Consider the following 21,293-nt stretch of genomic DNA (forward strand, 5'->3'; position numbering starts at 1 on the left):
GGCATCTCAACCGGCCCGCGGCGCGTCGCCCCCACCGCTGTGACACCGCCGCTACGTTGAACGCGTGCCATCCAAGTACGCCGACCTCGGGACCCCGACCACCTGCCCGCGCTGCGGCGACACCGTACGACGCCACACCGACCCGGACGGTGTCCAGATCGACCTCGACATCCGCGACGCTCCCACCCGCCTGGCGCCAGAAGGCCTGCGCTGGCGTGTCACCGGAAACGGCACTGCCATCAACCTCGGCTGGGCCGACCCCACGGACACCGTGCGCGTCGCGCACGAAGATGTCTGCACCGCCAGGCCGCAGCCCGATGTGGCCGAGCTCTTGGCCTACTGGCGCAGGGGCGCAGCCCGTGCGGCCACTCAGGCCGCCCTGGAGGCGCTCCAGCCTGACGTCTCCGACCTGCGCCGCACCCCCAGCCGGCGAGAGGTGCGCACCGTCGCCTGCCCCCAGTGCGGTGCCGTAGCAGGACAACCGTGCGGCGCCCCGAACGGTGCCGCCCGGTACGTCAATCACCAGCAGCGTGTCACCGCCTTCCACGCCGACCGCTATCGGAGCATCCCTGGTCCCCAGGTCGGCGGGCAGCGGCGGCTGCAGCCGCCGCGCGAACAGGTCCGCACCGTGGCCTGCCCCCGCTGCTCCGCCCCCGCGAATGCTCCCTGTAACGGAGCCAGGGGCAAGGAACGCACCTCCCACCACTTCGAACGCGTCGCAGCCTTCACCGCTTCATGCTGACCGCGCCATCGCGTGAACCTCTTTGAGCTCGACTCCCCAATTGGGGAGTCGAGCGTACGGGCCCGATTTCATGGGCCCGAGGGCTTCTACCCGCGGCACGCTACTGGCGTCACGCCCAACGCATCCCGAGGGCGGTGAGGGTGTCCTTCAGGTCGGCGGGCTGGCTGGCCTGGCGAACCCGCGTGTTGTTGATCCAGGCGCCGAGTCCGACATCGGTTCCGTTGACGGGCTCGCGGTGGTTGCGCGGGACGTCGAGGTGTCCTTCCCTGGCGTGGAACTGGCGGGCGGCCGCGAGGTTCAGCTCGCGCTGCTCCGCGCGGCTGAGCTTGCGCGGGGCTGGGGCGGGCGTGAAGCCGAGCATGCCGGTGAGCATCCACTGCTGGGTGACGGTCAGCTTGCTGAAGGCGCGGGACTGAGCGGCCAGCCACTTGCCGATGTCCGCGCCGTCGACGACGAGTTCGCCGGCCTCCACGGGGAGGGCGCCGCCGCTCTGGCGGTGGTGCCAGGCGAGGCGGAAGTGCCGCTGCCAGTCGATGGGCCAGGGCGGGCACCAGCCCGGGTCGATGGCGTCGAGGGCCTGGCGCCGCGGATCGGTGAGAGGAGTGGTGCTGCTGTCCGGTGCGGTGGTGCCCTCCGCCTGGTGGCGGGCGAGGACTTCAGCGCGCCGGGCGGCGGCGCGCTGGTTGCTCAGGAACTTCCCCACTGGATAGTCGCCGTGCATCGCGTCGGTGGGTGCGGCCAGGCCGATGTGGTGGTCGGCGGCCCAGGCGGCGGCCGCGGCGAGTCCCTCTTCGAAGGCGGCGTCGAACTCGGACCAGATCATGCCGAGCTTCTCGGCCTGCTCGATGCGCTCGGGGTCGAGGGTGCCCTCGTGGTAGTAACGGCGCAGATCGGCGATCCACACACCGAGGGGGAAGTCGGCGGGGGACCAGTCGGCGGGGGTGCGGTAGCCGTACGGGACACGCAGGTCGTCGTGCTCGGCGAGGTAGCGGGTGGCGGCCTGGATGCCACGACGCCAGTGCACCTTCTCCGGGTTGAGGACGCGCATGCCGATGAAAGCGGCGATCTGGCGGGGATCGTGGGCGGTAGAGAAGGAGAGCAGCCCCCGGCTGGTCTCCTCGTCAGCGTCGCCTGCCTCCTCAACATCGTCCTGGGCGCCGTCGGACGATTCGGTGTCCTCGGCGACCGGCTCGTCGGCGGGGGAGGGGCGGGACGGGGCGCTGGGCGAGGCGAGGGCCTCGACGATGCGGGAGTCGTGGGCCCGCAGCGCGGTCAGCAGCTTGGCGAGCGGCGCGTAGGCAGGGGAGGTGAGCAGCTCGTCGGGGGTCTCGCCGGCGCCGAGGAGGATAGGCACGGCGATGGTGGCGAGCTTGCCCTCGCCGGGGTGCATGCGCAGGGCCCGGCCGACGGCTTGGACGAGGTCGGGCATGGAGCCGCGGACGTCGGCGAAGAACACGGCGTCGCACTCGCGGGTGTCGACGCCTTCGCCGAGGACCTTGACGGAGGACAGGAAGGCCGGCCCTTCCCGGTCCGCGGCGAACTCGTGCAGGGTGCGCGCGCGGTGGTCGGCCTTGTGGTCGCCGGACAGCCAGCTGGTCCAGATGGTGTCGGGGTGCGGGTAGTGGTCGGGGTCCTCCTTGTACAGGGCCGTGGCCATCCGGTGCATGCCCTCGGAGAACGCCTGGGCCTCCTCGAGCCGCGAGTGGAAGGGCAGCACGCGCTTGAAGCCGTGCTCGGCCGCGGCCTTCAGCGCCGCGGTCTGCAGGGCGGCCAGACGAGCGGCGCGGACGGCCTCGGTGGCGTCGCCGTCGGCGGCGAGCTGCAGGGTCTGTAGGTGCGGGTCCTGGATCTCGATGCACAGCACCTGGTAGGGGGCGACGATGCCGCGGTCGATCGCGTCGGAGAGGGTGAGCTTGTAGGAGACGGCGCCGAACGTGCCGTTCGGGTCGTCGTCCATGGAGGCAACGAGCTCGCCGGCCGCGCCGTTCTCGCCGGTGTCCGTCTCGCCGTTGTCGTCGCCGGACGCCCACAGGCGCGGGGTGGCGGTCATGTACAGGCGGGCGGTGGCGGGGATGCGGGTGTTGTCGTGGACAAGGGCCCAGGGCTTGCCCATCCGGCCGCTGGTGCGGTGCGCTTCGTCGACGACGATCAGGTCCCAGGGCGCCAGGCCCATCTGGTGCGCGGCCTCAATGGTTCCGAGCGAGGCGTAGGTGCCGTAGACGGTGACCGGCCCGTCGCCGGCGTCCTTGAGCAGCTGGATGAGGGTGGCCGGGTTGGTGGTGTTGGGGAAGCCCACGTCGCTCTGCCGTAGAGAGGACACACCGACAGCGGGGCCAGAGCGGCCGGCCAGGCGCCAGGCGGCTGCCGTCTGGGTCAGCAGTGGCCGCGACGGCATCAGGACCAGGACTCGAGCGGCCCGCAGTTCGTGGGCGACGTGCACGGCGACGTAGGTCTTGCCGCTGCCGGTCGCCTGGATGACCTGGGTGCACTGGCCGCCCGGCGGGAGGACGGAACCCGAGGCGACTTCAAGTGCCAGCACCGCAGCCGTGACGGCCTCTGTCTGGTGTTCGCGCAGAGCCACGAGCGGCTGTGTCTGCATGTCCAACGTGCCTTTCTCAGAAGGTCGCATGCGATGGTCCCATCCGGAGCGGACCGGTGTCCGGCGCTCCACGAGGGAGGGGCCCGAAGGTGTAGGGGCGGCCGCGCTGGTGCCGACTGAGTCGGTGGCCGCCGCAGAAGAGGTGGGAATCAGTGGCCTCCTTTCCGCCTACCCCTTTAAGGCATAGCTAGATTATGCAGAGTGTAAGTATGCGTTGCAAGGGTTGGGGTCACAACGGAGCACTCATGAATGGGACTTGGCGCGGCGATGTGATGGTGCTCGTCCAGCGCAGGAGGCTGACATCGCTGGCGGCTGCCGGCCAGGTGGTGAATTTGATGACCACTAGGGGCACGAACGAATCGCACAGGTCAGAGCAGTGGTTCGCCTGTTAGGCATGTTAGGCAGGAGCCAGGAAGCCGGTCGAAATGCTTCCCGGCTCGTTCGTTCGCCGGATTCCCCACCAACCAAGCCTTGTCCGGCGCGAATCACGGCCCCGTGGTGCCGCGCAGGTCCGCGCCGCGCAGGTCTGCGCCGGACAGGTTCGCGCCGTGCAGGTCCACGCCAGACAGGTTCGCGCCGGACAGGATCGTGCCGGACAGATCAACGCCGCTCAGGACCTGGCTGGACAGGTCCGCGCCGCGCAGAGTCGCGCCGGACAGGTCCGCCCCGTCCAGGAATCCGTCGCGCAGGTCCGCGACGCGCAGGTCCGCGCTGCGCAGGTCCGCCCCTTTCAGGTCCGCCTCTTGCAGGTCCGCGCTGGACAGATACGCGCCGCGCAGATGCGCTTCGAGTAGGGTCGCGCCCGACAAGTCCGCGCCGGTCAGGTTCGCGCCGGTCAGGTTCGCGCCGCGCAGGTATGCGCGGGACAGATACGAGCCGGACAGGTCCACGCGAGCGGTGCCGTCGTAGGCCGGGTCCCTGTAGCCGAGTGCGGTGAGGGCGGCCTGGACATCAACGACCTGCTTCCTATCAGGGAGGTCTGTGACTTGCTTCGGCTTCTTGGCGTGATCCCGGATGTAGGTGGACAGGACGTTGACGATCGAGGGCTGGTCGCGATGGGAGTCCTCCATGATGCGCTGCAGAGCGTAGATGCCGCCTAGTCGCACCTCCAAGGAGTCCCCACCGATGTTGTTGACGGCGGCGTTGTAGCGGTCCGTGACCTGTTTCTCCCGGGTGAGAGCGTGTTCGTCGTCAACCTGCTGGATCGACAGCCAGGCGAAGATGAGGACGCCGAGGGTGCCCAAGGCGGCCAGAGTGCTTGCGGCCTCCTGGATGCGCTTCCACCAGTCCGCTCGTGTGATGACGGCCGGCTGCCGGGCAGCGGGAGCTATGGGGGCGAGGGTGCGACGGTTTCGGCCTGGAGGGCGGGAGCCGATCGGAGCGGTAACGCGGCGGGACGCGGCACGGGTGCGGCGGCGGGCGACGCGCTGCAGACGGGCAGCGCGGCCGGAGCGGCGGGGCGGTATGGCGGCCATGAAGACGTTGATACGGGTGGCTGGCACCCGGTGCACCCGCTGTTGCGAAGCTGTAGCAGTGCGTGCCCAAAGTGCGGCCAGGACCTGCTCCACCTGCGCCTGCGGAACCTCCCGCTGGATCGCCGCGCAGCACGTCCCACCGGGGTCGGTGCAGTCCTGACCGGCCTTCGCGCCGCGGACAGGGCAGTGGCGACGGATCCCGAGCCGGCGGGCGCCACATCGAGGATGGCCCTGTTCAGGCCGACATCCTGAACCCGGCCTCTACCACCGACGACGGGTTCAGGCCTGTCCGGGCGCGGATAGCCGTCACCCAAGACCCAGCGACTGCAACGCCGTTGTCCAGTCCGTAGCGATCGCATTCTGTGCTGCGGCCAGCGTGACCTTGCCGGAGCAGACTGCGGTGTGCAGCTTCGTCTCCACCGGGTCCTTCTTGTTGTTGATCCCGCCGCCCGGCTTGTGGCCCGGGTCCGGCGGCTGCACCCAGAGGTTGCGGGCGTCGTTCGGGTCGCCGCCCAGCTGAAGCGAAAGTTTATGATCGTATTCGGCTTCACTGAGGCTGCCTTTGTAGCCGTAGGCCGCCGCATTCAGCTTCTTCTCCTGGCCCGTGATCGAAACCGGCGGGCGGATCCCTTTGGTGTAGCCGCCCTTCCGGCAGATCGTCTGCGCCAGGTTCGCCTGCGTCACCGCCGGCGAGATCGCACCTGGCGTGCACCTCGGATCCGGCAGCGGCTCCCCATCCTTGGTGTAGCGGTAGTGGCAGCTGCCCGCCCGGGGCTGCTGCTCCACCTTGTACGTCGCCTGCGGACCAGCACCCACCGGAATCCCCACTGAACCCGCAGGTACCGCCGAACCCGCCGCACCCGAGGCGCCGTTCTTCCCGGCGCCCCCACCGGAATGGGACCCGGAGGACGAACACCCTGCCAGCACCAGACAGGACAGCACCACCAGCGGCACCGCGCGACGCAACGAACGCATGACAACCCCCAACGACCGGAACAGACCGAGCAGATACTGCCCCACCGAAGCCGCCGAACCACACCAGGGGCCCGGCGCACAGGAGCGCTACGCCCTTAGGGCGAGTATCGAGTCGTGATCGACCTGCGGGATTAGCCCTCGCAGTGGAGGCCGCCCCGGTAGATCGTTCTGCGTGACGCGACTCCAACTGACCAACGCCGAGCGGGAGTTCAGCGGGCGGCGTACCTACCGATCGGCAAGTATGGCCTGTACCCCGAGCACTTGCGCCAGCGGTTCGAGGGCGTGATCTGGCGGTTCAAGACCGGCGCGCAGTGGTGAGAGATCCGCAGGAGTTCGGCGCCTGGTCGACGGTATCCCGCCCGCACCGGCGAGTCGGCCGCACGCCGCTGCTCCCTGGACCACTGCCGGCGTTGCGTCAGGCAGAGCTTCTCAGGGCGAGCCGTTCGTCAGCAGCAGGTGGACGGTGCTTCCGTGGTAGATGAACGTTGCTGTGTCGGAGCCGCCGCCATCGAAGTACGCCGGCGGCTGCGGCTCCTCGCCGCTGTAGTAGCCGGTGGAGCGCAGGAAATCGGGGCTGACAGTGGCGAAGGACCATGAAGGGCTCTCTGCGCCGAGCAGTTCACGGGCGAAGCCGCGGACCAGACGCTCGGCGTCCGCTGCGGGGTAGTGGTGGCCGTAGGGGCTGAACGCCTCGCAGAGCATCCAGCGCAGCCGTGCCAGGAAGCCTGCATGGTCGAGGGGGGTGACCGTGGCGTGGAAGTCCTCCCGAAGGAGCGGCTGCGCGAACGGCTCGCTGTCGTACTCGTCCGTCAGGTTGTACCAGTTGCGGCGCACGTCGGCAGCACGCATCAGCCGCTCGAAGAGGGCAGTGCGCAGGAAAGCGTGCAGGACATCCTGGCGGTTCCCGGCTACGACGGATACGTCACAATCCGCTGTGAGCAGCAAGGTGTTGCTGTTCATCGCGTGGTCGACGGCAGAGAGGAAGGCGTCGACGGCGGGAGACTCCGGATCGGACGGCGGCGCGGTGAAGTTCGGGGAACCCATGTCGGCAGCCTTACGGACGGCCGGTCGCTACTTCAATGTGTTTGCCGCGCTCCGGCCGGGCGGTTCAGGGGCTTTGTCATCACAGCCCTCCCGGCCAGTGTTGTCACCCAATGGCACCACCGTAGTTCGCCTCGCAGCCACCCGCGATCACGACCAGGCGAGCCCTAACCGCCCGGCCATACCGCCGGCCTCCGAGAAGTAGTGCACCGTACGGTCCTCACATGGGTTTCACCTCGGCCTGGTCCATCAGTGCCCACGACGACGCCTTCATCGGGACTCTGGCTCCGCGGCTGCTCCCGCTGATCGCCGCGGAACGGAATGAGCCGTCGGCGCGAGAGCGCTGGGACCGCTGGCGGCGCGAGCCTCTGCCGGACTTCAGGACCTGGTGGAACCCTTTCGGTAAGTCAAGCGGCCGGGAGGCGGACGCGCTGCATTCTTTCCACGAGCTGACTGCTGGAGGGGAGCACGTGCAGAAGCTATACGACGGCCTGTCGCACGAGGACGACTTCTCCATGCTCACGGGCGTATGGGACACGCTGGCCGAGGACGAGGACTTCTTCATCTCGGTGCAGAGCAAGGAGTTCGCGCTGCGGTCCTTCTTCCATGCCGTGGGCCCAGACCGGGCCGCCGTCCTGCCGGGCTGGTGCGGCAACTTCCTGCTCACCTCTGCCGAAGTACGCGCGACACTGCCTGCCATCGAGCGAGCACTGGACCTCACCCCACAGGAGCGCCTCGCAGCTGAGACGCAGGACTGGCTGGACTACACCGAGGACGAGGAGAGCGTGCTGGATGGGCCACTCCGGATGTGGCGGCACGCCGCCGTACAGGGCCGAGGCCTCTGCGGGGTATCTGTCGTGTGCTGAACGGGAAAGGACCCTCCGCCGGCTCGGTCCTGGCGCCTCGCGTCAGGAACCAATGAACTGCCGAGGTGTGGTGTCTCATGACGTTGGTTCCACGGCATCTGAGACACCACGGTGATAGCTCGGCAGGCGGGATCCGGTCCCGCACAACACGCCGCTGTGCAGGCGCGGTTCAGTCGCTCTCAGGGTCGTACGAATCGGGTTCGTAGTCGTCGAACGACGGCTTGTCGGGTGCATCAAGCTGGGCGTACGGGCGTGCCCGCTCTGTCACATCCCGCAGGTTGACCAGGCCGAACGCAGCCTCGGTATAGCCGGCGTCGAATCCCAGGAAGAGCTCCTTGCCGGGCAGCTCCTCGATGGACCATTTCTTCCTCTTGCGTTTCGGATCGGTCGGGCCCTTCTGCGCGACGAGATCGGTGAAGGATGCCTCGTCGAGGTGCTCGATGGTGTTGCGCAGTTTCTCCAGGCGCTCGTCCGACTCCACGGCACCGCCGGTGATCTGCTGGTGAGCCCGCGACCAGCGCTCCATCTGGTAGGCCGACATGACGAGTCGGTAGCCACGAACCCAGACGTCCTCGAGGGCCCGTGCGAGATCGTCCTCGGTGGGCGACCACTCCTCCCCGTAGTCGAGTGCCCGGTCCGTCCAGGCGGCCTTGCTCGCGGCCTGGTAGTAGCTGTGGGCGTCGCGCTGGACGGTCCGCGCCCACAGTGCCAGCATCCGCACCACGACTCCAGGGCGTGCATCGGCGGAAGAGGCCGGTGGTTCGGGCGCGGAGGGTTCCTCAGCGCCACCGGGCAGCCCCGGCAGCAGAACGCCACGTCCATCCGGTGGAATGCGGACCGGGCGGCGCGCATCCGGCGTCCAACCCCGCGGCGGTGTCCAGTCGTCGGACGGCGGTGGCCATCCAGCCGGCGGCGGCCACTCTGGGGGAGCTATGTATGTCATTCGCACATCATCGACTCACCTCTGCCGGAGGAGACCGTGCGCGCGGGGCGTCGTCGGGGTTACTTGCCGGCACCCGGGCGGCGGCGACGCCGGGGGACGATGTCTTCCGGGACACCGAAGTGCGCAGTGACCTGGTCGAGCTCGGCGGCCAGCGGCTGCTCGGCGAGGATGGAGTCGAGGATCCGGCCGGCCTGGATCAGGCAGACGGCCGTCCAGATGACGTCGTTCAGGCCGCTCACCCTGGGCTTGTTGCGCAGCTCCCAGCCGCCCGTCCCCGTGGGGTGCAAATACAGCTGCGCCGTCTCCCGGGTGGTGTGGGATTAGGAACTGAGGTGCCTGTAGGGCAGATAGCCCTCCTGCAGCCCGAATGCCGCATCAGATCGGCGGTGTTACGGATCTCGTTCGTCAGCCGGACGACGTCGCGGTCGGGGTTGGCGGCGCGTGCCATGGAGCTGACGCTAGCCCGCCTGGGACAGCCAGCCCGCTCCGGGAACACTCTCGATCTCGTTCGAAGCGAGTCGTCCGCCGTGAGGAACAACGCGAAAATCCGGTGGACAGGGGCAATACCGTGGAGGACATGACGTGGTCGCTGGGCTATCTACCTCCGCGCGAGCCGGAGCTTCTGGACGCACTGCACCTCTCGCTGGGGCGCTCGCTCTATGTCGCCAACGCCTTCGAGACGAAGTGCCGCTACGTTCTGCGGATCATCAATCTGGTCGCGGCGGCGCAGGCTGACCCCGTCGCCGACCTCGCGCAGGCGATCGCCACCCTGCCCACGGATAAGCTGCTCGGCCCGACCCTGCATGACCTCAACGGCCGCATGTCATCCACGGCGGAGACCGCCGGCCTGCTCACCGCGGCCAAGGAGGCTCGCAACTTCATCGCCCATGAGGGCGCGGCAGCGGGATATGTGTCCGACCTGAGCCGCGACCGCATCCTCACGCACGCTTCCCGCCTGCGGACCGCGGTCGCTGACCTCGCGCACGGGGACAACATCGTGTCGACCTGGTGCCACGGCATTGAAGAGCCCCGCGAACCCGCACCGCAGGACCTGATCGACACCTATCCGAAGATGATCGATGCCTGGGTCTTCGGCCCCTTTGGAAGCCTTTTGGGCTCCGCACCGGCCCCAAGCAGGTGAGGGGCCGCAGGCGGGACACGGCTGCGCAGTCCTCAAGGGCGCAATGGCGGCCCGCCGCCCCGGAGTTGAGCTGACGAGCCGTAGTCGCTCACGGCGACGCCGGCCTTCCTCACGTCGGCTCCGCCCTCCTTCCTTCAGCCCTGGAACTCCGTACTCTTCACGCCGTGGAAGGTCGCGTTCGCGGGCCTGACGGCGGACGTCTCCAACGCATCGGCCAGTGGGACGAATGCGTCACTACGCCGTACGACCCCGAGGAACTTCGCCAGTGCGTCCTTGTCCTCCCACAGCTCCTGTGCCGTATGGATGATCAGCGACTTCAACCGCTCTGTCTCTTCCACCGCGTTGCCCCTCCCTGGTCATCGGGATGATCAGGGTTCCAACCAGAGGTCCGAGGCCGCAAGACGGCCTCATGCGCCACGCCACCGCCAGGCGGCCGCCGCGGGATCACGGAGCGGGGGAGCTGCGGTCTGTGGGGGTGGCGGCGGGCGACGGCTGCGGCGAAGGGCTGGGGGCTCCGCCCCCAGTCCGAACAGGAAGGCCAGCACGACGATGCAGGTTGCCGTAGCGCCGAGGGCCGCCACGAGGTCGCCTCGCCCGGTCGATGCCTGGTGGGCAGTGACGCTTCGACGGTAGATGAGGAGTCCGACAACACAACTCACGACGACGATCAGGCCGTTCGCGGCGGGAATCTCCAGGCGGATCACTGAGGGCCCTTTGCCTCCGAGGGCCCTGTGCGAAAACGCGGTCCGCCGGGCCCGTCCGATTTGGGGGGACAAAGCCTCTCAACGAGTATCAAGATTCATTCAGAGACTTTTTTTTGTTGGCCCCCAACGGGCCGAGCCGGCGCGCACGGATGCGCCGCCGACCGCAGCATACCGTCTTACGTCGGCAGCCCAGTGGCCGCTCCTGGTGCGGGCCGGACCTCCGCGGACGGGCAGTCGATGACGGGGAACGCCATGTGGCCGCCCGTTGCGGTGAACACCACCAGGACTGGGGTGCCGGCCCAGAACGGGGACACATCGACCAGCTGCTCCCCGTCGAGCGAGGAAAGCCAGACCCGCACGCCCGGCAAGCTGGTGGCGTACATGGTCAACTCCCATGCCGCCGTGGCGTGTCCGCGCGAGTCCGCCCGCGCGAGCACCTCCTCGGGCCGGTCGACCGTGGACATCACGAGGCAGCTCCCGTCGTAGGCGAGGCGTACTCCGTTGGATCCACGCTCGCGCCATCCCGGCACCGCGGCGATCACCCGCAGCAGGTCCGCGATCATCACCTGGGCCATCAGCGTGCCCTCGACGGTCGCGCGCCTCGCGGGGCATCGCACCCGAACTTCCATAGCTGTGCGAAGCGTTCGAGGGTCAGTTCCTCAATCTCTCCGTCCCACACGCCCTGAAGCCACATCGGGGCGGCGTCGAGGCGCTCGGCGATCACGATGCTTTCCGGCTGTTCGACCAGGCCGCTGCGCTCCAGCCTGGCGAGTTCGCCGCCCGGCCCATACTTGCGGTACAGCTCGGTCAGCCGGTCACGGTTGCGGGCCGCGAAGGCCTCGAGCTGCGCGACGTAGCCGGCCTGGTCCTCGGCGGCGACGGCGGTGAGCACGACGGCCAGGGTCTCCAGCGACGCGTCGCGGCTGTAGTCGGTGCGGCCCGTCAGCTCGGTGAAGAGCCGCTCGGCCGTGGCCAGGACCTGCTCCACCTGCTCCTGCGGAGCCTCGTCGATCGAGGTGGGCAAGCTCGGGGCGGGAGGTGCCGCCGGCGCCGCGGGCCGGGCAGCCGGCTGGGCGAGAGTCATGGTGCGGTCGGCGATGTGCGCGAGCTCGGCGGCCGCGGCCTCAACCGCCGCGACCCAGCCCTGTGCGGCCTGCGCGGTGGCGTCTCGGGGAGGACGCTCGGCGAGCTCGAGGACGTCGCCCTGCGCGCCCTCGACAGCGCCGGCCTGGATGAGGGCAAGTAACTCCTGGGTTTCTTCGGGACCGACGCCGGCGCTGTCGAGGAAAGACGTCACCTGCTGAAGTGCGGTGACGGCGCGGCCGCCGTACACGGTGATCGCCGGCATGCGCCGGGGGGTGGGTTCAGGCACGGTGGGCTCCGGGATGCGGGGGCTGGTGGTCGGGGGAGAGATCGATGACGACGACGGTGGCGTTGTCCGCGTCCGGGCCGACGGCGGCGAACGCGGCCATGTCGTCGGCCACTTCGTCCAGCGGGCCAAGTAGATGGACCCAGAGATCGCAGCCCAGCGCCTCGAGCGGCTCGTACCCGCCGTCGGAGATGAGTAGGAACAGTCCCTCGGCCGGCTCGGTCCGGGCGCCGAACCTGGGGGAGGGCCGGGGGTCGCCAAGGAAGGACAACACCTTGCTGCGGTCCCCGCCTGGCCGACCTCGCTCAAGCGCGTCCTGCCGGGCGTTGTGATCGTCGGTGATGCGGCGCACGACGCCGTCCAGGCCTCGCCGGTACGCTCGCGCATCACCGCACCAGGCGATCTGCACGAGGGTGCCGGGCCGGAAGACGGCGACGACCGCGACGGCGCGCGGCATCGTCTGCCAGTGCTTGTCGCGGCCGGGCTCCGCGGCCGCGGCGGCATGGACCTGGCGCAGCGCGGCGTCCGCGTCACCGAGGCGCGCGGCGGTGGCGGCCAGCTGCCGGGCGGTGGCCCGCGTCCACTGGGCGATCTCCGCGCTGCAGCCCATGCCGTCCAGCAGCACGTGCGCGATGGTGCCCTCGAACTCGGCGACGGCGGTGGCATCGCACTGGTGGGAGCGACTTCCGATGCGCTGCGCGGTGGCGTACGGCAGAACGGCGGCCGCGCTCACCACTGCTCGCCTTCGGTGTCGTCGGGGGCCTGCGCGGCGAGCTCGGCCGTCGCCTCGACGTCGATTTCACCGTGCCCGTGGTAGATGACCACCAGGCCGTCCTCCTCCTGGCTGTAGCAGGGGAGCTCGGAGTCGTCGTAGTCGTCCGAGCAGAAGGAACGGCGCCCGCAGGCCGGGCAGTTGAAGAAGTCGAAGCCGTCCAACTCCATCGCCAACTTCACGGTGCGGCACTCCGGGCAAGGCGGCCGCTCGACGCTGACAGCTAACTTGCCATTCAAGGCGCTGCCCCCTCATTCCGGCGCTGGTACTCGACGGCGAGTCGCTTGAGCTTGCGGCGCACGCGTTCGGCGAAGGACGCTGAGTTGGGAACGCCGATGGACTCGGCAGCCTCACGCCAGGTCGCGCCCTCGTTCGCGGCATACGCTTCCACGACTTTACGCTCGACCTCGGTGAGACCGGCCAGCACTTCCTGGAGCCGTGCATCGTCGTACATTCCTCGCGTCACGAGGTCGAGGAGGTCAACCTCGGTGCTGGGCTGAGCGCTGTCGAGGACGTCGAGAGACAACGCGCGCCGCACGAGGGGGTCGGCGGGATCTTCCTGCACGAGTGAGTCGACAGCGTCTTCTGGCGGTGTGTCCTCGAGCACCGTCAGGGCGCGAAAGAGCGCAGCACGGACAGGACCACGGCGTCGTCGGGGCAGCTCTTCGATCAGGACCTCGGCTACCTGAAGGCTCATCTGCGGGGAGTGTGCCGGGTCTTGCAGGATGCGGTCCACGGTGGACTTGCTGACGGCAATACCCGATTCTTCGACGCGCTCGGTGATCTCGCGCAGGCTGAGACCGGACTCCGTCTTGAGACCGCGCAGCAGTTTGTCGAGGACCTCGCCGGCCGCCATCGCACGTTGAAGGCTCAAGCGGCGCTCCCGCGCGTGTTCCTCCTCCGTGGCCAGCTCGCGGAGCCGACGCAGCTCCTGCCCGGTGTCGCGGTCGACGTCCAGCGCTTCCAGGATGAGCTGCAGCGCCTCCCAGGAAGGGATGCGGTGCCCTTGGAGGTACTCGTACACGGTGCCCTGCGGGACGCCGGCCCGTTGGGCAAGGTCGAGAGACGTTGCCCCTGTGGACTCGTTGAGTCGTTTGAGCCTCTCCGCGAGGTGAGCGGCCGCAGGCCGGCGTGGCGGCTCGTGCCTGCTCTCTTCCTCAGCACGTGCCTGCTGGTACAGCGACATCAGCTGTTCGCGGTCCTCGCCGTACACGCCCAGGAAGTTACGCAGTCTGTCGAGGCCTCCTTCGGAGGGAAGGTGCTGCCCGGACAGCATCTGGTAGACCACCCGCTCGGTGAAGTGCAGGGCTGCAGCGACGTCTTTCGCCGTGAAACCGGCTGCCTGGACGTGGCTCGTCAGGGTGGAGGCGAACAGTTTCACTGCCGAGGGCTCCGTCCCCTCCCGTTCGGCCTCGGCCAGGGCCTGAAGGTAGTGGAACTCGAGATCCCGCCTGGGTCCCCTTCGCAGGTTCAGGGCGTCGGAGAGGCTGGTGAGCTGCTCGCGGGAGGGCAGACGAGCTCCGCTGAAGAAGCGGGACATGCTGGAGGGGCTGATGCCGACGGCCTCCGCGAGCTCGGCGAGAGGCCTGGATTGGGCCTCCAGCGGCCGTCGCAGTTCTTCGACGAACCGCCGCCGGGCAGGGGGCAGTTCCGGCGGCAGCGCACTCATCCGCCGACCGGTCCGGGACGCGCTCACAGCCTCCCACCTCCTCCCATCAGTCGTTCTACCCGTTCATGCCGCGAGTATGGGACATTATGCGTGGAGGGTGTTACACCCATTCCAGCCCCTTCGCCATGCCCACTTCGGACTCCGTCCTCGGGGGACAAAATGTCCAACGCCAATGCCGTGTTCCTGGGAATCACTGCCCTGGGCGCAGCCGTCATCGCCCGCGTCGCTTTCCGGCTCGCCCTCTCCGACGGCACCACCCGGGCACGCGCCTGGGCCGCCGCCGGCACCGCAGCACTTGCCGCCATCGCAGACCCCTGCATTGTGGGCGCAACCCTGGAATTCGGCCCCAGCGGAAGCCGCGTCATCCTCAGTGTCCTCACCGGTGCCATAGGCGTCGCCCTCGCGTACGTCGGATACGACGTCACCGGGCCGACCGTCGCGCCCGCGGGTGGAGTCGCCAGCCCAGGCCTGAGCCGGCCGAAGCGCCTGGCCGCTGCGGCCGCCTGCTTCAGCAGCGCGTTCGCCGTCCTCGCGCTGATCCTTCCCTTCCTGAAGTGACGCCTCCCGAACACCGGTCCCCGCCCGCCCGCGGGGTCGGGACGCCCGTGGACGATGCTCACCGGTTCTCCCTCCACGCACGGATCTCCAGGTAGACGATCTCAGCCTCGGGATGCATGCGGCCCGTCTCGACCAGCCAGCCCTTCACCGCGGCGGTGACGTCGCCGCCGGCCGCGTCCACCATCGCCTTGAACTCGACCGCGTCGAAGCCCTGTTCACCCGATCCGGGCCCGCCGACGTTCGCGCCGTAGGCCCGCTCCTCGGTCCCGTCCCTGCGCTGGACGACGTTGCGGCGCACCCCGGGGGAGTCGGCGAGGCGGCCGGAGTCGTGGGTGAACATGCTGCGCAGCGCCCGCACCGTGAAGCCGATCCTTCCGTCGTTCTCGGCGGCCTCCGCGATGATCGGGTACAGGCGGGAGGCACCGGAGGCGATGTGCTGCTTGCCGGCCCGGGCCAGCGACGATGTCCACTCCTTGCGGCGCCGGCCCTGATCGTCGGTGACGGTGCGGGTGGAGCGCACCGCGTTGCGGCGGCGTACCCGCGCGACCTCGCCGCCCTTGGTCAGGCGGGGCCGGACGTGTCCGCGGGCCAGCCGCTTAAGGCTGTCGATGTCGCGCGGCCCGCCGGCCTGCACCTCCTGGACGACTGCCCGCAGCGCTTCGACCATGGAGGCGCCCTTGTTCTTCGTGAAGAACTGCGAAACCAGGGAGGCGTTGCGGCCGAGGATCTCGGCGACCTGCTTCTTGTTGAAGCCTTCGCCGATCAGCTCGTCGGTGAGGCGGGCGGCCTCGTTGCGCTGCTCGCGGCGGCCGCCGCCGCGACGCTGTCGGGGTGTCATGCGGCCGCCTCCTCATCCTCGTCGTCGAACTCGTCCTCGGTGTCGCACTCGTGGCTGGAGTCGGCGGTGTCGCCGTCCTCCCAGTCGCCGTCACCCTCGGCGCCGCAGATGCACGCCCACTGCCCGTACCAGCCGATCTCGCCCGGCTCAGGGCAGTCGTCATGGCCGGAGTCGGGAGCGTGCTCGTCGGGGAACAAGGCCTCGCCGGACGCTCCGCATTCGGAGTGCTCCCAGCGGGCCTCCCACGTCACATCCGCGGTCACAGCCCCTCCGCCTCCAGCGCCTGACGGCCCAGACCCTGCAGGTAGAAGAACTCCTCATCGTTCGTGGGGGTGGGCTGCTCCCAGGGCATCGCGCCCTTGAGGCGGTAGTCGCCCGGCTGCCCGCTGTAGGGCCAGTCCGGCCGCACGGTGGTGTAGATGGCGTCCGTGCGGAACGCGAGGATCGATCCGGCCGGCAAGTGGAGGGCACCGGCTGGCACACCCTTGCGGACCTTGACGTCGCCGGTCTTCTCGTCCTGTCCGATGATCTCGCTCTGGTGCGTCGACAGCAGCGCCGCACGCGCGGACGACCACACCGCGGCCGCCCACTCCGGGTGCGCGTACGGATCCCGGGCGAACCCGCCGTAGCGCTGCCAGGTGACGTGCGTGTCCGTGATCCCGGTCAGCTGCGCACCGTCGGGGATCTCTGGCGTGGACCCGTCCGTGTTGAGTTCCACGGACCCGGTGGTGATCTTCGGACGTTGCGCGAACGTCCCGATCCCGTACAGCAGGATCGACCGCACCGCCCGCGCCGCCAACCGGAACGCCCACCGCATCGACTCATCCCCGTGCGCGGTGGACCAGCGCAGCAGGTGGTTCCAGACGCTCCGCAGCTTCGTCGCCCACTCCTGCAGCGGCCGCTGTTCCTTCTCCCACACCAGGCCGTCGAGGATCTCCACCTTCCACGGCATGATCGGGTTGCGCAGCGCCACGTTGAGCTCAGCGCCCCCCGTCCACGTCGTGAAGGTCCGACCGGCCTCGTACGGGTAGTGCCAGGACCTCTCACCGGGCGCAGGAGCGGGCAGCAGCCCGACGTGCTCCCACCCCTCCGGGATGGTGACCTTCACCTGCCAGTGCGCGGGCGAATACAGCAGGTCGTTCTTCTCCTTGTCGCTCAAGGAGGCGATCGCCGCCCTCGTCATCCGGCGCGGCACACCCGTCGGCGAGGTTGAGCAGTGCTTGGCGTAGGCGAACGTACGGTCCAGCTCGTACCAGGCCGGCACCCGCTGAGGCACCCGCGGCGGAGTGATCAGCTCGGTACGGCCCTGCCCGGCCGTCGCATGCAGCAGACCGCGGATCTCCTGCGACAGCACCGGATACCCCTCCGCCCACCGGCCACGCTCCGGAATGGTCCGGGTCCACAGGTCACGGCCGGTCTGCGACGGCGAGCCCATCAGCACGACGTCCTTCCACTTCTCGTGCAGGGCCTTCCACAGCTCCACGAAGGCCTGCCGCACGATCTCCGGCGACGCTCCCTCGGGGTCGAACCACTCGCCCACGGACCGGATTTCGGTGTGCTGGTCTTTGCCGCGCTGCCACCGGCCCACCGGATTGCGCGGGTGGACCAGGTGCCCGGCCTGATGATCCTTGCCGCGCGAGGACTCCACCTGCCAGCCCTCCGGCAGCGGACCGTTCAACCACGCCGCGACCGCGTCCCGAAGGAACTCATACCGGCCCGCGTCCCGGTGCCAGGGGTCGCCGCCGGTGACGTAGATCCGCTCGATCGTGGCAGGGACCGTCGCGTACACCGCGGTCAGGACCTCCGCCACACCCGCACGCCCCAGCTCCAGCCGGGTGCTCCCGCCACTCCACACCAGGACACCGGTCGCGGTGTCGAGGAAGGCCATCTGCCGCACGGCCTGCCGGAAGTTCGGCGGCTTCGACACCAAGTTGGACTCCTGCCGAAACCAGCGGTCCCCCTCAGCCCCGGCCGGAATCGACGGCAGCTCCCGCGCGGGCGCTTCCTCGGCCGGCTGGGTGGCGGAGACGGGAGGGGCCTGCTCGACCGCCGCGGCCGCGGCGGTGTCGGACACGGGCTCCTCGTCCTGGCTCCCGACCTGCTGTGCCTCGGCCGCGGCGGGCGCCGTCTTCAGGTCGGGAACGGCGGAATCGGCGGGTTCCTTGATCTCCTGTGCGGCTGTCTCAGCCCCGTTACGATCATCGACCGGTCCCGCGGTCGACGCAGCGGTCGCGGGCCCGCCCGCGGGCGCCTGGGGGGCCAGGCGGGGCGCCAGGGCGACGACGTCGATCACCGATAGACCGGCCGACGTCGCCAGCCGATCGGCCTTCGCCTTCTCGTAGGCAGCCAACGCGGCGATCTTCTTGTCCCGAGCGGCCTGCAGCTTCTTCAGCTCACGCTCCAACGGCCGCATCTGGTCGCGCAGTTCACGCAGATCAGCGAGGCCGTCGTTGTAGGTCTTGGCGTCCATCAGTCAGTGGCTTCCTTCATGGGATCGCCGGTACGGGGCGAGATCGTGGACTCTATATTGCATAATTTAACTATGCATAGTCAAGCTATTCTCGCATCTCTATCCCTTGACTCGACGTGACGCGCGGACGCCGCGGCGGCCGGATGTGGGCGTTGGCCTCGACCTGCAAGCGCATAGCCTTGTAATGCATACGGGGACTCTGCATTATTGTGCTGCGTGGCCACACGGGTTCTCCCCGCCCGACGGGTGGCCTCGGCAAGACCTTGACCACTCGGGCGAAGCGGATCTGACCATCACTCGAACGGAGTTCATCAGTGAGCCCGCGACACAGCCGCCCAGAAGGCGCAGTCGAACGCTTGGCAGCGGCCGTACGAGAGGCCGAGAAGGAGCGTGACCAGGAAATCACCGCCGCTCAGGAGAAGTTCTGGAGCCGGATGGCCGAGCTCAAGAATGCGTATCGGGGGGCGCAGACCGACATGGCAGATGTCCTCGGTCTCACACGTGACGCGATCCTCAAGGGAATCAAGAGCAACGTACGGGATGCAGCGCATAGGTAGCTCGCCCGCATGTCCTGATGTAGCGACCTACAGACGGTGCCCTGTAACGCGAAAAGGCCCGTACGCCCGCCGTGTTCGCGGGGCGTACGGGCCTTTGCCGTGCTTGGTGCTGGGCGTCAGGCCGCCCAGGTCGCGGATGCCGCGTCGTGGTCAGGGTCGGGGACGCCGGTCGCGGCCGGTGAGGCCGCAAGGTGCCGCATGGCGGTGATCGGGACGGCGCCGGGCTCAGTGCTGGGTGCCCAGACCATGCGCCAGCTGCCTTCCCACTCGCAGCCACAGGGGTCATCCGGGTGCGAGTGCCGTAAGAACACGCCGTACGTGAGCACTGCGCGCGGGATGCGGGGGATGCCCTCCGTCGGGTCGTCGCCGGGGTAGATATGCAGGGTTCGCCAGCCGTGGATGCGGTCCATGTACGCGGCAGCGGCCTCGATGAGTTCACTCCACTTGTGATGTCCGAGCGCGATGAATGCCTGGGGGTAGAGGCTGTCGTCGGCCGGGGAGCTGATGCCGGCGACGTACACCCCGCTGTGGACGACGAACCCGTGGTCGACGGCATCCTCACCGGCCGGCGTCCAAAGGGCTTCGGCGGGCTGGTGGGTGCCGTCGTCGGCTTCGCTGGTCTCGATCTCGTACAGGGCCGCGGTCACTATGGGGCTTTCACGTCCTCGAGGAGGGCCGCCAGGAGTTCGCAGGCGTCGGCCTCGTGCGGGTCGCTGTAGGAGGCGTGGTCGCTGACGTGGAACGGCGTGCCCTTCGCGGTGACCGTGTAGCCGGGCATGACGGTGGCCGCCTTGCCCTCCAGCAAGGTGTTGAGGCGGTCCGCGTCGCGGGAGGCGAGCCAGGTCTGGGTGTACGGGCCCATGCGGAGCAGGATGCGGCCGGAGTTGTCCTTCCGGCGGGCTTCGACGTGGACGGCGTAGTGCGCGGGTTCCATGCCGACGTCGTCGGGAAGTTCCAGGTCCGCCGCGGCGTGGGTGAGAGGTGTGAGGGCCGGGTTCCACACTCCGAGGATCTTGTCCGTCTCGCAGCGCAGCCAGCCCCTGCCGGTGTAGCCGAGTTGGTGGCCGTGGAGGTAGGCCGCGGCGTGCGGGGTGTCGGGGTGGACCAGGGAGACGGCGATCAGGTTGGGACCGTGGTCGTCGCCCAGGCGGGGGTGGGCTCGTTCGACGAACGGGCCGACGCGTACGGCGATGTCCTTGTAGAGGCCGGGCGTCCAGGTCTCCATGTCGCGTAGGGCGGCGAGCGTCGCGCGGAACTGGTCGACGGCGGCCCGGTCCTCGGGGGTGAGGGCGCCCGGCGCGTGGCCGCAGCGGCGGAAGAGACGCTTCATCGTGTGGGCTCCTGTTCGGGATTGGTGGCGGGTGTTTCCAGCACGCGCGGCAGGTGGGCGTGAAGGTGCCGGATGGTGACCGGGACGCCGTGCCCCAGGATGCGCGGAGCGAGCAGCTCGACAAGTGCGCATGCTCGGTGCTTGCCGCCGGCGCATCCGATCGCGATGCGGTGGGGGCCGGCGGGGAGCAGGGCGTAGGCGGTGAGGTTGTCGAGCAGCTCGGGGGCGCCGGGGGTGGCGAGGACGACGGCCTGGACGTCGGGGTGGCGGCCGTCCAGGTCCAGGATGTTGCGGGCGGCGGCGGGGTCGCGCAGGCGCTCGCGGACGTCCTCGATGCGGTCGGCGGTGGGCGGCACGGGTTGTCCGTCGGTGCCGGTCGGCTGATGGAGGTAGCCGAACGAGGTCAGCTCGATGGGGGTCGGTGGCACAGGTTTCCCTTCGTGGTGCCGGTAGGCGCCGGGGGCGGCCGGACTCGAGGCCGACGGCCGCCCCGGGCGTTCACTGGGTGGTAGAGGTGTTCGTGTCGGCCGTCGCCGACTGGGCAGCCCTCGCCTCCAGTTCGGCGTGACGCTGCTGGACGTACTCGGTGGCCTGGTGGTCGGACAGCAGCGTTTTGATCAGGTCGGCCTGGTAGCCCATGCCGACGCTGACGCCCTTGTGGAAGCGGCAGGAGTCCTGGGCTTCGGTGCAGGCCGGGCAGTCCTCCCAGTCCTGGTCGTCGAAAGGCGCGGTCTCCGGTCCCGGGAGCTGCGGCGTGGCCGTGCCGTTGGCGGCGGGGAAGAGGTAGGTGCGGGTGAACAGGTCCTCGCGCCAGGTGGGCGGCAGCCCGGTGAGGAAGACGGCCAGGGCTTGCGCGATGGCGGGGTAGTGGTCGTACAGCGATGCCCACAGCCGTTTGGCCTCGGTGTCCGGGTCGGTCCCTGTGTTCAGCCAGTCAGCCTCCCGCGCGTAGTCGCGGATCTTGTCGCGCCGTCCCTCCCAGTGGCTGGTGTCGATCCCGGCCTGGATGGCCGCGCCTAAGACCCGGGTGTCGTTGAGGAAGTCCGGGTCCATCTGGCGGTGGGCGAGGTCTTCGGCGGCGGCCGGGTCGCGGTCGGCGAGGCCCGCCAGGGCCTGGTCGGTGAGCAGTGCCGTGCGCTGCGTCCAGAAGTCCGCGTTGGCGTAGGCGGTGCTCAGCAGCCGGGTGCGCAGGCGGGTGAGGTGGGTGGTGGTGTCCGTCATGAGGGCTCTTTCGGTGAGTGGGC

23 protein-coding genes are annotated in these 21,293 nt (G+C 69.3%); 4 read left to right on the forward strand and 19 right to left on the reverse strand.

Features of this window, described 5'->3' with window-relative positions:
* The first annotated feature begins 64 nt into the window (after positions 1-64).
* Positions 65-742: a DUF6083 domain-containing protein gene (locus ABD355_RS43630; RefSeq protein ID WP_344406938.1), complete on the forward strand. Its 678-nt coding sequence runs from the start codon at positions 65-67 to the stop codon at positions 740-742.
* 109 nt (positions 743-851) lie between these two features.
* Here the strand turns inward: ABD355_RS43630 and ABD355_RS43635 are convergent, their stop codons facing one another.
* The 4 genes from ABD355_RS43635 to ABD355_RS43650 all read right to left on the reverse strand — a co-directional run bounded on the left by ABD355_RS43635 (position 852) and on the right by ABD355_RS43650 (position 6,835).
* The gene (locus tag ABD355_RS43635; RefSeq protein ID WP_344406939.1) at positions 852-3,341 is read right to left on the reverse strand and encodes a DEAD/DEAH box helicase; all 2,490 of its coding nucleotides are present in this window, start codon (positions 3,339-3,341) and stop codon (positions 852-854) included.
* 485 nt (positions 3,342-3,826) lie between these two features.
* On the reverse strand, positions 3,827-4,585 hold the full coding sequence (locus ABD355_RS43640) for a pentapeptide repeat-containing protein (protein ID WP_344406940.1): 759 nt from the start codon (positions 4,583-4,585) through the stop codon (positions 3,827-3,829).
* Positions 4,586-5,122: 537 nt separating this feature from the next.
* Positions 5,123-5,791: a hypothetical protein gene (locus ABD355_RS43645; protein ID WP_344406979.1), complete on the reverse strand. Its 669-nt coding sequence runs from the start codon at positions 5,789-5,791 to the stop codon at positions 5,123-5,125.
* A 429-nt stretch (positions 5,792-6,220) separates the two neighbouring features.
* Entirely contained in the window at positions 6,221-6,835 is a 615-nt protein-coding gene (locus tag ABD355_RS43650; RefSeq protein ID WP_344406941.1) for a hypothetical protein, read from the reverse strand.
* Between the two features lie 221 nt (positions 6,836-7,056).
* Here ABD355_RS43650 and ABD355_RS43655 point away from each other — a divergent pair, with 221 nt between their 5' ends.
* Complete coding sequence (locus tag ABD355_RS43655) at positions 7,057-7,698, forward strand: hypothetical protein (protein WP_344406942.1); 642 nt, start codon at positions 7,057-7,059, stop codon at positions 7,696-7,698.
* A gap of 169 nt (positions 7,699-7,867) precedes the next feature.
* Here the strand turns inward: ABD355_RS43655 and ABD355_RS43660 are convergent, their stop codons facing one another.
* Positions 7,868-8,419, reverse strand: a complete 552-nt coding sequence (locus tag ABD355_RS43660; RefSeq protein ID WP_344406944.1) for a hypothetical protein — start codon at positions 8,417-8,419, stop codon at positions 7,868-7,870.
* A 281-nt stretch (positions 8,420-8,700) separates the two neighbouring features.
* Positions 8,701-8,928, reverse strand: coding sequence for a hypothetical protein (locus tag ABD355_RS43665; protein WP_344406945.1), 228 nt, complete (start codon positions 8,926-8,928; stop codon positions 8,701-8,703).
* A 290-nt stretch (positions 8,929-9,218) separates the two neighbouring features.
* Here ABD355_RS43665 and ABD355_RS43670 point away from each other — a divergent pair, with 290 nt between their 5' ends.
* Positions 9,219-9,782, forward strand: coding sequence for a hypothetical protein (locus ABD355_RS43670; RefSeq protein WP_344406947.1), 564 nt, complete (start codon positions 9,219-9,221; stop codon positions 9,780-9,782).
* 134 nt (positions 9,783-9,916) lie between these two features.
* Here the strand turns inward: ABD355_RS43670 and ABD355_RS43675 are convergent, their stop codons facing one another.
* The 6 genes from ABD355_RS43675 to ABD355_RS43700 form a co-directional block, all read right to left on the reverse strand.
* Positions 9,917-10,120, reverse strand: a complete 204-nt coding sequence (locus ABD355_RS43675) for a hypothetical protein (RefSeq protein ID WP_344406949.1) — start codon at positions 10,118-10,120, stop codon at positions 9,917-9,919.
* Positions 10,121-10,662: 542 nt separating this feature from the next.
* Positions 10,663-11,061, reverse strand: a complete 399-nt coding sequence (locus ABD355_RS43680) for a hypothetical protein (RefSeq protein ID WP_344406950.1) — start codon at positions 11,059-11,061, stop codon at positions 10,663-10,665.
* On the reverse strand, positions 11,061-11,858 hold the full coding sequence (locus ABD355_RS43685; protein WP_344406951.1) for a hypothetical protein: 798 nt from the start codon (positions 11,856-11,858) through the stop codon (positions 11,061-11,063). Before ABD355_RS43685 ends, ABD355_RS43680 begins: the two co-directional genes overlap by 1 nt.
* The gene (locus ABD355_RS43690) at positions 11,851-12,588 is read right to left on the reverse strand and encodes a PP2C family protein-serine/threonine phosphatase (RefSeq protein WP_344406952.1); all 738 of its coding nucleotides are present in this window, start codon (positions 12,586-12,588) and stop codon (positions 11,851-11,853) included. Before ABD355_RS43690 ends, ABD355_RS43685 begins: the two co-directional genes overlap by 8 nt.
* Entirely contained in the window at positions 12,585-12,809 is a 225-nt protein-coding gene (locus ABD355_RS43695) for a hypothetical protein (RefSeq protein ID WP_344406954.1), read from the reverse strand. The genes ABD355_RS43690 and ABD355_RS43695 overlap by 4 nt, the downstream gene beginning before the upstream one ends.
* A 53-nt stretch (positions 12,810-12,862) precedes the next feature.
* Positions 12,863-14,296, reverse strand: coding sequence for a helix-turn-helix domain-containing protein (locus ABD355_RS43700; RefSeq protein ID WP_344406955.1), 1,434 nt, complete (start codon positions 14,294-14,296; stop codon positions 12,863-12,865).
* A gap of 159 nt (positions 14,297-14,455) precedes the next feature.
* Here ABD355_RS43700 and ABD355_RS43705 point away from each other — a divergent pair, with 159 nt between their 5' ends.
* The gene (locus ABD355_RS43705) at positions 14,456-14,854 is read left to right on the forward strand and encodes a hypothetical protein (protein ID WP_344406956.1); all 399 of its coding nucleotides are present in this window, start codon (positions 14,456-14,458) and stop codon (positions 14,852-14,854) included.
* Between the two features lie 58 nt (positions 14,855-14,912).
* Here ABD355_RS43705 and ABD355_RS43710 read toward each other — a convergent pair whose 3' ends face one another.
* The 7 genes from ABD355_RS43710 to ABD355_RS43740 form a co-directional block, all read right to left on the reverse strand.
* Entirely contained in the window at positions 14,913-15,692 is a 780-nt protein-coding gene (locus tag ABD355_RS43710; protein WP_344406957.1) for a hypothetical protein, read from the reverse strand.
* Positions 15,689-15,955: a hypothetical protein gene (locus tag ABD355_RS43715; RefSeq protein ID WP_344406958.1), complete on the reverse strand. Its 267-nt coding sequence runs from the start codon at positions 15,953-15,955 to the stop codon at positions 15,689-15,691. Before ABD355_RS43715 ends, ABD355_RS43710 begins: the two co-directional genes overlap by 4 nt.
* The gene (locus ABD355_RS43720) at positions 15,952-18,162 is read right to left on the reverse strand and encodes a Mucin-19 (protein ID WP_344406959.1); all 2,211 of its coding nucleotides are present in this window, start codon (positions 18,160-18,162) and stop codon (positions 15,952-15,954) included. Before ABD355_RS43720 ends, ABD355_RS43715 begins: the two co-directional genes overlap by 4 nt.
* Positions 18,163-18,835: 673 nt before the next feature.
* The gene (locus ABD355_RS43725) at positions 18,836-19,366 is read right to left on the reverse strand and encodes a hypothetical protein (protein WP_344406961.1); all 531 of its coding nucleotides are present in this window, start codon (positions 19,364-19,366) and stop codon (positions 18,836-18,838) included.
* Positions 19,366-20,049 carry a hypothetical protein gene (locus tag ABD355_RS43730; protein WP_344406962.1) on the reverse strand — a complete coding sequence of 228 codons (684 nt, stop codon included), beginning with the start codon at positions 20,047-20,049 and terminating at the stop codon, positions 19,366-19,368. Before ABD355_RS43730 ends, ABD355_RS43725 begins: the two co-directional genes overlap by 1 nt.
* The gene (locus ABD355_RS43735) at positions 20,046-20,477 is read right to left on the reverse strand and encodes a RapZ C-terminal domain-containing protein (protein ID WP_344406964.1); all 432 of its coding nucleotides are present in this window, start codon (positions 20,475-20,477) and stop codon (positions 20,046-20,048) included. The genes ABD355_RS43730 and ABD355_RS43735 overlap by 4 nt, the downstream gene beginning before the upstream one ends.
* Positions 20,478-20,547: 70 nt before the next feature.
* Positions 20,548-21,270 carry a hypothetical protein gene (locus tag ABD355_RS43740; protein ID WP_344406966.1) on the reverse strand — a complete coding sequence of 241 codons (723 nt, stop codon included), beginning with the start codon at positions 21,268-21,270 and terminating at the stop codon, positions 20,548-20,550.
* Positions 21,271-21,293 lie beyond the last annotated feature (23 nt).

The organism is Streptomyces longisporus (genome assembly GCF_039532765.1).
GTDB classification, from domain to species: Bacteria; Actinomycetota; Actinomycetes; order Streptomycetales; family Streptomycetaceae; genus Streptomyces; species Streptomyces longisporus.

Coding starts and splice junctions, on each gene's coding strand:
- ABD355_RS43635 (WP_344406939.1), bottom strand. CDS start 3,341: ATGCAGACACAGCCGCTCGTGGCTCTGCGCGAACACCAGACAGAGGCC.
- ABD355_RS43645 (WP_344406979.1), bottom strand. CDS start 5,791: ATGCGTTCGTTGCGTCGCGCGGTGCCGCTGGTGGTGCTGTCCTGTCTG.
- ABD355_RS43650 (WP_344406941.1), bottom strand. CDS start 6,835: ATGGGTTCCCCGAACTTCACCGCGCCGCCGTCCGATCCGGAGTCTCCC.
- ABD355_RS43655 (WP_344406942.1), top strand. CDS start 7,057: ATGGGTTTCACCTCGGCCTGGTCCATCAGTGCCCACGACGACGCCTTC.
- ABD355_RS43670 (WP_344406947.1), top strand. CDS start 9,219: ATGACGTGGTCGCTGGGCTATCTACCTCCGCGCGAGCCGGAGCTTCTG.
- ABD355_RS43680 (WP_344406950.1), bottom strand. CDS start 11,061: ATGGCCCAGGTGATGATCGCGGACCTGCTGCGGGTGATCGCCGCGGTG.
- ABD355_RS43700 (WP_344406955.1), bottom strand. CDS start 14,296: ATGAGTGCGCTGCCGCCGGAACTGCCCCCTGCCCGGCGGCGGTTCGTC.
- ABD355_RS43705 (WP_344406956.1), top strand. CDS start 14,456: ATGTCCAACGCCAATGCCGTGTTCCTGGGAATCACTGCCCTGGGCGCA.
- ABD355_RS43710 (WP_344406957.1), bottom strand. CDS start 15,692: ATGACACCCCGACAGCGTCGCGGCGGCGGCCGCCGCGAGCAGCGCAAC.
- ABD355_RS43720 (WP_344406959.1), bottom strand. CDS start 18,162: ATGGACGCCAAGACCTACAACGACGGCCTCGCTGATCTGCGTGAACTG.
- ABD355_RS43730 (WP_344406962.1), bottom strand. CDS start 20,049: ATGAAGCGTCTCTTCCGCCGCTGCGGCCACGCGCCGGGCGCCCTCACC.
- ABD355_RS43740 (WP_344406966.1), bottom strand. CDS start 21,270: ATGACGGACACCACCACCCACCTCACCCGCCTGCGCACCCGGCTGCTG.